The following is an 11,906-nucleotide window of genomic DNA, read 5'->3' as shown; positions in this document are numbered from 1 at the left end:
CCCGTGGCTGTCCCGCGCCGAGGTGGGCGACCTGGTCGTGGTGGTCACCGAGGGGGCCCGCCCGGCGCACGCACCGATCCTCGACGCGGTCGCCGACGGCACACTCGCGCCCCGCCGGGCCGCGCGGCTGCTGCGCTGCCTACGCCAGGTGCGCCCCGTCACCGACCCCGACACCTACGACGAGCACATCACACTGCTGCTGCCCGTCGCCGCCGACGTGGGCTACACCGACACCGACCTCAAGCGGGCCACCGACCACCTCACCGAGGTCGCCCTGTCGGACTTCGAGCACGAGGAGAAGACACGAGCGCAACGTGACCTGCGCGGCGTGCACGAGTCCTCCCTGGCCGACGGGACCCTCACCCGGTTCATCCTCACCACCGACCCCGAAGGCGCCGCCACCCTGCGCGCCGCGCTCACCTCACCACTGGCCGCGCCCGCACCGGATGAGGACGGGCCCGACCCCCGCTCGGCCACCCAACGCCGCTACGACGCCCTGATGACCGTCATCACCCGGGGCGTGTCCTCACCCGAAGGCACGCCGACCACCTCCAAGGCCCGCCTCCTCGTCACCATGAGCTACGACGTACTCGCCCAGCGGCTCACCGGCACCGGGATGACCCAGACCGGCGAGGTCCTGTCCCCCGCCACGGTCAGGCGCCTGGCCTGCACCGCCGAGATCATCCCCGCCGTCCTCGGCACCGAGGGCGAGATCCTCGACCTCGGACGGGCCGCCCGCCTCGCCAGCCCCGCACAGCACCTGCTGCTGTGGCGGCGCGACCGGCACTGCACCTACCCCGGATGCACCGTCCCACCCCACTGGTGCGACGCCCACCACCTCCAATGGTTCTCCCGCGGCGGACACACCGACCCCGACAACCTCGCCCTACTCTGCCGGCGACACCACACCCTCGTCCACCAACAAGACCTCACCGCCACCATCGGGCCCGACCACGTCGTGCACTGGCAACGACCATGACCCCGCCCAACCGCCGGCCCACCTGGGCCGGCCACGACCCCTGCTCTCAGTGCGTGACGCGACCTGTGCTGAGCGGCCACGTATCGTAGGGGCCGTGCGTATGCCAGAACAAGGGTTCCACCCCGACCAGCTCCGCGACTCATGGGGCACCTATTCCGGCGGCGACGTCGACTGGCGCGGAGGTCGCAGCTGGTCGCTGGTCTACGACTCGCCGGCGTGGCACGCAGAGCTGGTCGACGACGCGGCGGCCCGCTTCGCCCACGAGAACGGCCTCTCGCACTCCGCCTTCCCGAGCGCGGCCCGGTTCGAGTCCGAGACCATCAGCATGGTCTCCTCTGTGGTGGCGCCGGATACCCGGACCTACGGAGTCTTCACCTCCGGCGGCACAGAATCGTTGATGGTCGCGGTCAAGGCCTACCGGGACAGCACTGGCCGCCGCGAGATGGTGCTGCCGAACACTGCCCATCCCGGGTACTGGAAGGCGGCTGCCTACCTTGGTCTCACGGTCCGGCACATCAAGGTGGGAAGCGATGGTCTGCCCAACGTGACCGAGCTCGTGGACGCTATCGGTCCCGAGACCGCCATGGTCGGGCTCTCCGCCCCGTGCTTCCCCTTCGGCGTCGTCGACCCGATCGAGGAGGTGGCCGCCGCTGCGCAGGAGCGCGGAGTCGGTCTGCATGTCGACGCCGCCATGGGCGGACTCTTCCTTCCCTTCCTCCCAGGCGCCGGTGGCCCGACGATCGGGTTCGGACCGAACGTCCCCGGGGTGACGTCGGTGTCTGTCGACCTGCACAAGTACGGGTACGGCGCCAAGGGTGCGTCGGTGGTGTTGTTCGCCACTCGCGAGCTGCGGCACCACTCCTACTACGTGGCCACCGGGTGGCCCGGCGGGGCCTACGCTGCCTCGGCCGTGGTGGGCACCCGTCCGGTCGGTGCCGCCGCGGCGGCTTGGACGGCCGTGGCGGCTCTGGGTCACGAGGGTTACCAGTCGTTGGTCAACACGGTCATGGACACGGCTCGTCGCCTCCAGGAGGGGATGACGGGGGCCGGCCTGCAGCTGGTCGGTTCGCCGCCGATGGGTGTCTTCGCCGTCACCACCCCGGGCCTCGAGCTGTCCGCGGTGGCGAGCGGCCTGCAGCGACGAGGCTGGTGGATCGACACTCAGGACGACCCGCCCGCGATGCACTTCGTGGTCTTTCCCCGGCACGCCGCCGTGGCTGACCGATTTGTGCACGATATCCGCGATGCTGTACAAGAGGCCGAGGATGGCGTAGCCGCCTCCGGCCCGCAAGCCTCGTACGGTGTCATGGTGCGGGGCGGAGAGCCCACCGAACAGTTGCTCAAGGAGCACTTGGACGGACGCTTCGACAACCAGGGGGCAGCGTGACCCAACTCGTCGCTCAGGTAGCAGCCTCTGCGGAGCGTGTCGGCCTCGACCTGTGCCGTGAGCGCGGACGGCGGGGGCCGCAGAGGCAGGTCGGACCTGCCTTGGAAGATCCTGCGCTGTGGACCGCCGGCACGCCACGACTCCAGGCCGTGCTGCGAGCAGCGGACTCACCGTCTCTGAGCGAGGCGGTGGCCAAGACCACCCCGGAGCGTCGCCGCTCGATGGCGGTGGCCGCCTCTCTCGCCGGCCCCATCGAGGTGGTGTTGGCCCTCGGCGCCGACGACCGTGTCGTCCCGACGTCCGGCCGGAACTCCTACCGCATGCCGCTGGCCGACGAGCACCCACGGCTGCGTGCCTCCTCGTGCACGGCGACACCTCCGGACGCCTTCGCGCTGAGTGTTGCCGAGCGGTGGCGCGAGGACCTGCTCGACCGCACGCTGGACGGTCAGCAGCCGGTGGCGGAAGAGTGGCACGCTGGGATTGCCCACCGCCTCATCGCGGCCATGGGTCTCGACGCCGAGTGGGCCGAGCGAGTGGTCCTCTCGCCCTCCGGCACCGATGTGGCCTCCCTGCTGACGACCCTCGTCCAAGGGGCACACGGGCGTGGCGTCTCGGTCATCACCGTCGGGGCTCGCGAGGCCGGGTCGGGAACCCTGCCTGCGGCGGGTCTGAGCGCGTTCCGGGACACGGCCGCCTACAGCATCGACCTGCACTGCGGGGCGCCGCTGCCCGGCACCGCCCCCGACCGTGTTCGCGTCACCGATGTCGAGCTCCGAGACGCCGCAGGGCGGGTCCGGCGCGCGAGTGATGTCGAGGCCGAGATCGAGGCCCATATCGAGTATGCCGTGGAGTGCGACGACGCAGTGCTCGTGCACGTCATGGGGGGGTCCAAGACCGGCCTCTGCTGTCCGGGGCCGGAGTGGGTCAGGGCGTGGCGGACCCGCACACCCCACGTGCGTATGGTGCTCGACGCCGCTCAGCTGCGACTGGCACGTCCCGACCTGCTCGCCTACCTGGATGCCGGCGCCTCGGTGCTGGTCACCGGGTCGAAGGCGTTGAGTGCGCCCCCCTTCTGTGGGGCTTTGCTGCTCGATGAAGCCTTGGCCGCCGATGCCGCCGACTTCGTCGCTGTCGGTGAGGGCCTGCCCTCCGGGCTGAGCCGATCGGTGTCCCGGGCCGACCTGCCGCCCTTCCTCTCCCTCCTCGGGCGGGGCCTGGAGGAAGTCAACGTCGGGCTGCACGCCCGATGGCACGTGGCCCTCACTGAGTGGGAGCGCTACCTGGCGGTGCCCGCGCCGGAGCGGCGACGCGTCGTGAACGCTTTGCTCACGGGGTGGCGCCGCGAGCTCGACCGCGTGCCGGGGGTGCATGTGTTGTCACCGTACCCGGGCGCCTGCCCCACCATCGTCTCGCTGGCGGTGGCGGACGCAGACGGCTGGATGGGCAAGCAGGGCCTGGCGGAGGCGTACGCCAGGATCGTGGAGTCGCCCGGGGTGTACATCGGCCAGCCGGTCGAGCTGGCCACCGGGGCTCCGGCTGTGTTGCGCCTGGCGGTGGGTGCGGCGACGGTGACCCGGTTGCTCGAGGACGCCGAGCGTGTGGGAAGCCTGGACCGGGCCGTCGCCGACGTCGTCGGAGTCACGGTCGACTGCTTCGCCCGTGTCGTTCCCGTCGGAGCCGTCGAGCCCACTCCCTAGCCGCAGCGGCACGCCGCCGGGCCCCGGCCGGGCCGTTCGGGTCAGCGCACGCTACTCCGGTCGCCGAGCACGCTCGGCACCGTGAGCAGCATGATCCACAGGTCGAGCCAGAACGAGTGATGGTCGATGTAATCGATGTCGAGCTCGACCCGCTGGATCACCTCGGCCGGCGTGTGCATCGGGCCCCGCGAGCCGTGGATGGCGGCCCACCCGGTCATGCCCGGCTTGATCCGGTGCCGGTGGGCGTACTCGGCGATGAGCTTCTCCGACTGGACGTCCCCGGTCATCATGCCCATGGCATGCGGCCGTGGGCCGACCAGCGACATCTCCCCGCTCAGGACGTTGAGCAGCTGCGGGAGCTCGTCGAGGCTGGTCTTGCGCAGCACCCTGCCCACCGCGGTCACGCGGTCATCGTTCGCCGTCACCTGCCGCTCAGCCTTGGCGTCGGCAGCTTCCTGCCGCATGGTCCGGAACTTCCAGACCACGATCTCCTCGTTGTTGAAGCCGTGCCGGCTCTGACGGAAGAACACCGGCCCGGCGCTGTCGAGGCGTACCGCCAGCGCAATGAGCGCCAGGACGGGGATGAGCACCAGCAGAATCGGCACAGCGAGGAGGAGGTCCTGGACTCGCTTGGCGAAGGCGCGCCGCTCGGGCTCGACGTGCCGCAGCTCGGCCAACGGGGAGTCGGCCAGCCGCGTGATGGCCGCCGCTCGGTCGGTGGATCCGGGTCGGTCGAAGACGAGGGTCACCGGGTTCGGTAGGACGGCCAGCCGCGAGGTGATCTCGCGCACCCGTGCCGTGGCCGCCGGGTCGACCGCGACCACGATCAGGTCCACCGCACTGATCACCCGGTGGTTCAGCAGGTCCTCCGTGGTGCCGAGCACCGGCACACCCAGCTTGTCCCGGGGGGCTCGCTTGAGACGGTCATCGAAGATGCCCAGCACGTGCATGTCGCGGTGCTCCAAGGTCTCGCGCACCAGCTGCTCCGCCAACGCGGTCGCTCCGACGATCACGACGTTCGGCGTCAGCCAACCCTGGGACCGCCAACGGCGTACCAACAGCCACCACAGAGTGTGCAGGGCCAAGACCGCCACGCCGCAGCTCAGGGCCCAGGTGGGGATGCTTGACCAGGCCGTGGGACCCCCGACGACGAGCCGGGTCAATGCTGCGCCGAGGACGCCGATGGCCACGGCCGCGGCGGCCCGGGCCAGATGCGCTGCCAGCCTCTCCTGTCGTCGCAGCTCGTAGACCCGCAGCGAGGCGAGCGAGGCGATCAGACACCACGCCCCGACGATGGGCGGAAGCATGCCACCGAGGGTGGCGTCCAGCAGGGAGCCCGGAAGCGACCAGAGCACCAGCACCAGCGACACCACGACCACGACCGCGATGTCGACCGCCCGGAAGGCGTAGGAGCTCTGCCGCCGCCCTCGGCGGGAGCGCGCCTGGAGGAGTCGCGGCGGGCGCAGCGGGCTGCGTCGATGAGGTCCAGGCGCCTGCTCCCCCAGGTCGCCCGACCCCTGCTCAAGCGTGGTCTCACCCTCCCCATGCGGGCTCACATCGCCAGACTACGCCCCCGAACACCACGAAAGAGTCTGGGCCAGGTCAGCGCCTCACGGGTTCGTCTCGCCCTCGCTGCTGCTCACGGCCCCGCGCATCTGGTCGACCTCGGCGCTCACGGTCGTGACTGCGGCGGCGGGGACCACGAGGGCGTCCAGAGCCAGCGCGCCGTCGGTGGTGACGGCGAGAGGGTTGACGTCGAGCTCGGCGATGAGGTCGCCGACGTCGGCGGCCAGGTTGGACAAGGCGACCAAGGCGTGGGCCACGGCCTGCTTGTCGACCACGACCCGGCCGCGCGCACCGTCCAGGACCGGGGCGATGTCGAGCTTGTTGATCATGCGTCGGGCGATGGGTAGGTCGATCGGTACCAGCCCCAGCTGTCGGTCTCCCAGGATCTCGATGAACACCCCACCCCCGGCCACCAGGACCATCGGGCCGAACTGCGGGTCGACGACCACCCCGAAGGCCATCTCCACGTCGGCGAAGTGCATCGCGGCGACGAGTGCCTCCGGCCCCAGGTGGGCGGCCAGCTCGACGTAGGCCGCACGGACCTGTTCCGCATCGACCAGGTTGAGCCAGACCCCGCCGACATCCGACTTGTGCAGGATGCCCGGCACCGCGGTCTTGACCACGACCGGGAAACCCACCTCGTGAGCCGCCGCCACGGCGCTCTCGGCGTCGGTGACGGTGCGGTGGGCGATGGTCGGCACCCCGTAGTCGGCGAGCAGGCGCAGGCCCTCCCCTTCGGTCAGGATGCGCGGCTCACCGAGCCGGGCCCGCCAGTGGTGGCTCACCTCGGTGCCGGGAGCGACGGCTGGCGCGATCCGCGGGCTGAGCCGGTAGTCCCGGTAGGCAAGCGCGTGTCGAATGGCCTGGAGCCCGGCGACCGTCCCGTCCAGGACGGGGATGCCGAGGTCGGTGAGACGCCGAGCGAGATCCTGGGAGTCGGTGCCGATGTGGTTGGTGATCACCGCGACGGGCTTGGTGGTGCGCCGGTGCACCCGGCGGCAGATTCGCGCGAACGACTCGTGCAGGTAGAAACCCGAGGTCAGGTCGATGACGAACGCGCCCATCGCGGTGTCCTCGTCGTCGATCAGCGCCTGCCAGCAGCGCTCGAAGATCACCTGGTAGTTGTTGCCGGTGCCCCACGCATCCAAGGGGTTGACCGGCTCGAGGCCGTGGTCGAGGTTCTCGGCGAGCGTGGCGGTGGTCTCCTCGCCGATCTGGGCGAACGGCACGCCGATGTCGTCCGCGAGGTCGATGAGCAGCTCGCGCTCACCGCCGGAGTCGTGGATGGTGGCCAGCCCCCCGGGTGCCGCGCGGCGACTGCACGAGAGCAGCAAGGCGGTAGCGGCCAGCTCGTCCAGGGTCGTCACCGACAGCACGCCGTACCGGTCGAAGAGGGCCTGGTACGCGGCGGCATCCCCGGCGATGGCGCCGGAGTGGCTCAAGGCCAGCTTGGCGGCTACCGGCGACCGCCCCGCCTTGAGCGCCACCACCGGGATGTCGCGCTCGGCCGCCTTGCGCAGGACGGCGATGAAGCCCTCCGGGTCGCGCACCGACTCCAGGAAGAGCGCGATGACCTGGGTGCTGGGCTGGTCCAGCGCGTAGTCCATGTACTCGTCGACCGTGGTGACCAGCTCCTGACCGGGGGAGACGGCCAAGTTGAACCGAAGCTTCTGGTCGTTCCACAGCAACGAGGTCAGGACCGACCCGGAGTGGGCGACGAGCGTGACGCCTCCCTCGCGGAGCTCGTAGGGCCGGTAGAACGGGAACGCGCGGAACCAGGCGTCCACGTTGTAGAAGCCCATGCAGTTGCCCCCGACGATGGGCAGGTCGGCGGCCGTCGCCATCGCGCGGATCCGGCCGCGCAGCGAGTCCCGCTCGGTATCCGTGGGAAGCAGCACACTCCCCGGGATCACCAGCCCTCCGACTCCCATGTCGATGGCCGTGCGAACCTGCTCCTCCAAGGCACCGTTGCCCACGCCGAGGACCGCCAGGTCGGGCACCTCAGGGAGGTCTCGCAACCCGGAGTAGCAGGGGTACCCCTCCACCTCGTCGTAGCGCGGGTTCACCGGATAGACCCGACCCGGGTAGCGCGAGGCCTGTAGCTCCAGCACCATGTCGTTGCCCGCGATGTTCGGGACCGTCGAGGCACCCAGCAAGGCCACCGACGAGGGCGCGAGCATCCGGCTCAGCCGGTGCTGACCTCCTGCGAGCTCGGCCATCATGCGCGCCGTCGAGCAGGCATCAGCCGCCACATCCGTTGTGGTTGGGTCACACGATCCACAGTGACATACCCCGCTCGGGCTCGCCCGGCGGGCACCGGCAGGGAGAACGACCGTGAGAGCTCCCATGGCGCACGGCTGTTCGTGGCGGTCAGGCGTTCACCTCCGAGGCCTGCGGCGCCGCTGCGCGCCATCCCAGGCCGGGCGCGACGTGCGTCACCAGGCTCTCCATCAGGTGCGCGTTGTAGTCCACGCCGAGCTGGTTGGGCACGGTGATGAGCAGCGTGTCGGCGGCGGCAACGGCTTCGTCGCCCGCCAGCTCCTCGACCAAGCGGTCCGGCTCGCCCGCATAGGTCTTGCCGAAGCGCGCCATCCCGCCGTCGAGGTAGCCCACCTGGTCGGCACCGCCCTGTTGGGTCCCGAACAGGCGCCGGTCCACGTCGTTCACGATCGGGAAGATACTGCGACTGACGGAGACCCGTGGAGCGCGCTGATGCCCCGCTGTCGCCCAGGCATCGCGGAAGATCCGGATCTGCTCGGCCTGCAGCTGGTGGAACGGCAGTCCCGTGTCCTCCGTCAACAGGGTCGAGCTCATGAGGTTCATCCCCTGTTTCCCCGTCCAGTCGGCTGTGGCCCGGGTGCCGGCGCCCCACCAGATCCGGTCGCGCAGACCGGGCGAGTGCGGCTCGATGCGCAGCAGGCCGGGAGGGTTGGGGAACATCGGACGCGGGTTCGGCTCGGCGAAGCCCTCCCCGCCCAGGACCTGCAGGAAGCGGGCCGTATGCCGACGGGCCATGTCGGCGTCGCTCTCACCGTCCGCGGGATGATGGTCGAAGTAGCGGAAGCCGTCGACGACCTGCTCCGGCGAGCCTCGGCTGATGCCCAGCTGTAGCCGACCGCCGGAGATGAGGTCGGCAGCCCCCGCATCCTCGGCCATGTGCAGCGGGTTCTCGTAGCGCATGTCGATGACGCCGGTGCCGATCTCGATCCGCGTCGTTCGCGCCGCCACCGCCGCCAGCAGGGGATAGGGGGAAGCGAGCTGCCGGGCGAAGTGGTGCACGCGGTAGTAGGCGCCGTCGGCACCCAGCTCCTCGGCCGCCACCGCCAGGTCGATCGACTGCGTCAGCACATCTGCAGCGGAGCGAGTCCAGCTGTAGGGCGACTCGCTCCAGTGCCCGAACGAGAGAAACCCGATGCTCTTCACAGCCTGCCGAACGCTGTCGGACCTCCGCGTCATTCCACGCGGCGACCGGCCACCGGTCGTATCGCCGGGTCGAGACCCGCTAGGAGGCGTTCAGGCTGGCCAGCTCCTCGACGGTGAGGTCGATGTCCGCGGCAGCCGCGGAGTCGGTCACGGACTCGGGTCGCTTCGCTCCCGGGATGGGGATGACCACGGGAGCCTGGGCCAGCTCCCAGGCGAGAGCGACCTGCTGGGGGCTGATGCCGCGTGCCTCCGCGACCTCGGCGAAGGCAGGGTGCTTCGTCGCGAGCTCCTTGGCGTCGGCGAGACCTCCCAGCGGGGACCAGGCGAGGAAGGCGAGACCCAGCTGGTGGCAGAGGTCGATCTCCTGGGCGCTGGTGCGGAACTTGGGGCTGAACTGGTTCTGCACGCTGACCAGCGAGTCACCCAGCTCGGCATGGGCGGCACGAATCTGGTCGGGGTCGACGTTGGACAGCCCGACCATGCCTACCCGGCCGGACCGGACGATCTCGCCGATCGTGCCGACGACCTCCTCGAACGGCACCTTCGGATCCGGGCGGTGGTGCTGCCACAGCGCGATCTGCTCCACGCCGAGCCGCTCCAGGCTCGCCTCCACGGCGAAGTGCAGGTGCTCCGGGCTGCTGTCGACGTCCCAGCCTCCGTCGTTGGTGCGGATGTGGCCGCCCTTGGTGGCCAGCAGCACCTGGTCGCGGACGCCGAGCTCGTCCAGCAGGGAGGCGACGAGCTCCTCGTTCTGGCCACGGGCGGCGATGCCGTCGTCTCCGGACCCGTAGGCGTCCGCGGTGTCGAACAGCGTCACCCCGGCGTCCAGCGCGGCTCGCATGGTGCTGAGGAGCTGCTCACGGGGGTACTCACCATCCTGGCTCATGGTCATCAGGCCCAACCCGATGGCGCCGACATGGTGGTGTCCGGTGGTCTCGTTGCCCAGGGTGCGTGTGCGCATGGGCCGACCCTACGCGCGGGTCCTGTCGTGGCTCACACCCCCTTGCCCGGCGGCATCTTGATCGCTCGTGGCAGGCTGGGCTGATGACCGACGACGACAACTTCCGTTCTCCGATCGTGGTCACCGGGGCCAACGGCCTCGTGGGCTCACACGTCTGTCAGGTGCTCTCCGAGAGGGGCGCTACCGTGCGGGCCGTGGTGCGCCGGCCCGGCACGGCTCCTCGGCTGCCGGGGCTCACGGAGCACGTAGGGGATTTCGGCGACGCCGAGCTGGCGACAGCGGTCGTGCAGGGAGCCGGTGCGGTGGTCACCACAGTGCACCCCATGGGTGCGGAGCGGTCCACCCAGCACCAGGTAGGCGTGGTGGACACCACCACCCTGGTCCGCGCAGCACGGGACGCGGGAGTGCCACGGGTGGTCCACATCTCCACGGCGGCGGTGTACGAGCGGTCCCCCGAAGCCGGAGACATCGTCGAGTCCTCACCGTTGGTGACCGACGACGCCGGGGACTACGCGGTGACCAAGCGGGACACCGACGCCGCGCTGGCGGAAGTGGAGGGGGTCACCGGCATCCTGGTGCGTCCGCCGGCCATCCTCGGTGCCGGGGAGAGCTCGATGTGGAACTCCATCGTCCCCGACAAGGTGGCCCAGGATGGCGCTGCGCGCCAGGTAATGCCGGATGCCGCCTTCGCCTGGGTGCACGTCGAGGACCTGGCCGCCTTCGTCGTCGACCTCGCCACCGGCGCGATTCGTACGGCCGGTGATACCCAGGACGGCCCGGCGGAGAACGCCTGGACGCCCGCGAACGTGGCTGCCGCTCCGGCGACCGCTCGTGACTACTACGGCACGGTCGCCGAGGCCGTGGGGGTCGAGCTGGCGTGGCAGGACGGTCCTGCCTGGACCGGCGAGATCCGCACCGACCGTGCCCGAGGCTGGGGTTGGCGTCCCGTCGTGGGACTGGCCCAGGCGTTGTCGGAGATCGAGGCCGGCCTACGCTCCCGAGGCGGCTAGTCGTGGCGGGAAGGACGTTGCCGGAGAGATCGCTCACCTCGGGGCATGCTCGTCCGCCCGCTGTCGCCGGCCGGCCCGGACCTCCCAGGGCAGGGTCATCACCAGCAGCCAGAAGGTGCTGATCACCAGGACCTCGACCAGGACGTACCACGGCCAGGGGCCGAGAAGGTCCAGCACCGAGGCCGTCGAGGGCTTGCGCATCAGGTAGCCGTAGTTGGTGCCGAGCACGAGGTTGATCGCGACCACGCTCACCGCCCACGCCGCCGTCGCCGCCACGGCGAAGGCCCATAACCTCCAGGTGGGCCGCCAGCCCAGGCCCCAGGTGAGGTAGCACGCGGCCCAGACGATGCCCAGGTGCATGCCCCAGAAGGCCAAGAAGCGTGGGTCGGGGAAGTCCGAAGCCAAGGCCGGGGTGAGGATCGCCTGGATGGTGAGCGTGAGACCCACGTAGTAGGTGAATGCGGTGGCCCGTCGACCCCGGGTCCACAGCGCCAGCACCACAGCGACGACTGCCACGTCACAGAGCTGGAAGGGCCAAGAGGTCTGCAGGCTGTAGTCGCCCGGGGTGAACTGGTAGATCTGCAGAGCGCCGGCGAAGAACGCGATGAGGATCGCGAACGCCCGCCGGCGGGACCGCTCGTGCGGGTGGCCCCGGTGATGTCGGCCCCACCAGATGATGGCCCCGATGCCGGCCACGAACACCGCGAGCATGACCAGGTGGGAGCCTGCGAACGCCTGGAACCCCTGCTGCGCGGCCGTCACCTCCACCCCTCCAGCATGGCTCGACCCCGGCGTCGGCGCGAGAGGCGAGGCCGTGTTGCCCAAGTCATCGACATCTGCCAATATAGACATATGTCGATAAATGATGCCGCCAGTCCTCGCC

At 70.4% G+C, this 11,906-nt stretch carries 9 protein-coding genes; 4 read left to right on the top strand and 5 right to left on the bottom strand.

Going from position 1 to position 11,906, the window contains the following annotated elements:
- The 3 genes from VJ976_RS04510 to VJ976_RS04500 form a co-directional block, all read left to right on the top strand.
- Nucleotides 1-979, top strand: a 979-nt coding sequence (locus tag VJ976_RS04510; protein ID WP_324098919.1) for an HNH endonuclease signature motif containing protein, incomplete at its 5' end; no start/stop codon positions are given.
- A 100-nt stretch (nucleotides 980-1,079) separates the two neighbouring features.
- Entirely contained in the window at nucleotides 1,080-2,366 is a 1,287-nt protein-coding gene (locus tag VJ976_RS04505; RefSeq protein ID WP_324098920.1) for a pyridoxal phosphate-dependent decarboxylase family protein, read from the top strand.
- A 101-nt stretch (nucleotides 2,367-2,467) separates the two neighbouring features.
- On the top strand, nucleotides 2,468-4,063 hold the full coding sequence (locus VJ976_RS04500) for a hypothetical protein (protein WP_324098918.1): 1,596 nt from the start codon (nucleotides 2,468-2,470) through the stop codon (nucleotides 4,061-4,063).
- Nucleotides 4,064-4,104: 41 nt separating this feature from the next.
- On the opposite strand, the gene VJ976_RS04495 is transcribed toward VJ976_RS04500, so the two are convergent.
- The 4 genes from VJ976_RS04495 to VJ976_RS04480 form a co-directional block, all read right to left on the bottom strand.
- A complete protein-coding gene (locus VJ976_RS04495) occupies nucleotides 4,105-5,619 on the bottom strand; it encodes an exopolysaccharide biosynthesis polyprenyl glycosylphosphotransferase (protein ID WP_324098917.1) in 1,515 nt (504 codons plus the stop codon).
- A gap of 54 nt (nucleotides 5,620-5,673) precedes the next feature.
- The gene (locus VJ976_RS04490) at nucleotides 5,674-7,848 is read right to left on the bottom strand and encodes an acetate--CoA ligase family protein (protein WP_324098916.1); all 2,175 of its coding nucleotides are present in this window, start codon (nucleotides 7,846-7,848) and stop codon (nucleotides 5,674-5,676) included.
- Between the two features lie 151 nt (nucleotides 7,849-7,999).
- Nucleotides 8,000-9,052, bottom strand: coding sequence for an LLM class flavin-dependent oxidoreductase (locus tag VJ976_RS04485; RefSeq protein WP_324098915.1), 1,053 nt, complete (start codon nucleotides 9,050-9,052; stop codon nucleotides 8,000-8,002).
- Between the two features lie 79 nt (nucleotides 9,053-9,131).
- Nucleotides 9,132-10,013, bottom strand: coding sequence for an aldo/keto reductase (locus VJ976_RS04480; RefSeq protein ID WP_324098914.1), 882 nt, complete (start codon nucleotides 10,011-10,013; stop codon nucleotides 9,132-9,134).
- A gap of 83 nt (nucleotides 10,014-10,096) precedes the next feature.
- Between VJ976_RS04480 and VJ976_RS04475 the strand changes: the two genes are divergently transcribed.
- Entirely contained in the window at nucleotides 10,097-11,023 is a 927-nt protein-coding gene (locus VJ976_RS04475; RefSeq protein WP_324098913.1) for an NAD-dependent epimerase/dehydratase family protein, read from the top strand.
- Nucleotides 11,024-11,056: 33 nt separating this feature from the next.
- Here the strand turns inward: VJ976_RS04475 and VJ976_RS04470 are convergent, their stop codons facing one another.
- Nucleotides 11,057-11,791 (bottom strand): TIGR02206 family membrane protein, encoded by a 735-nt coding sequence (locus VJ976_RS04470; protein ID WP_324098912.1) that lies wholly within the window; start codon nucleotides 11,789-11,791, stop codon nucleotides 11,057-11,059.
- Nucleotides 11,792-11,906 lie beyond the last annotated feature (115 nt).

Source organism: Ornithinimicrobium sp. (genome assembly GCF_035267225.1).
Taxonomy (GTDB): domain Bacteria; phylum Actinomycetota; class Actinomycetes; order Actinomycetales; family Dermatophilaceae; genus Ornithinicoccus.
Note: the sequence above shows the minus strand (reverse complement) of the source record. Positions and strands in the feature narration are given on the sequence as shown.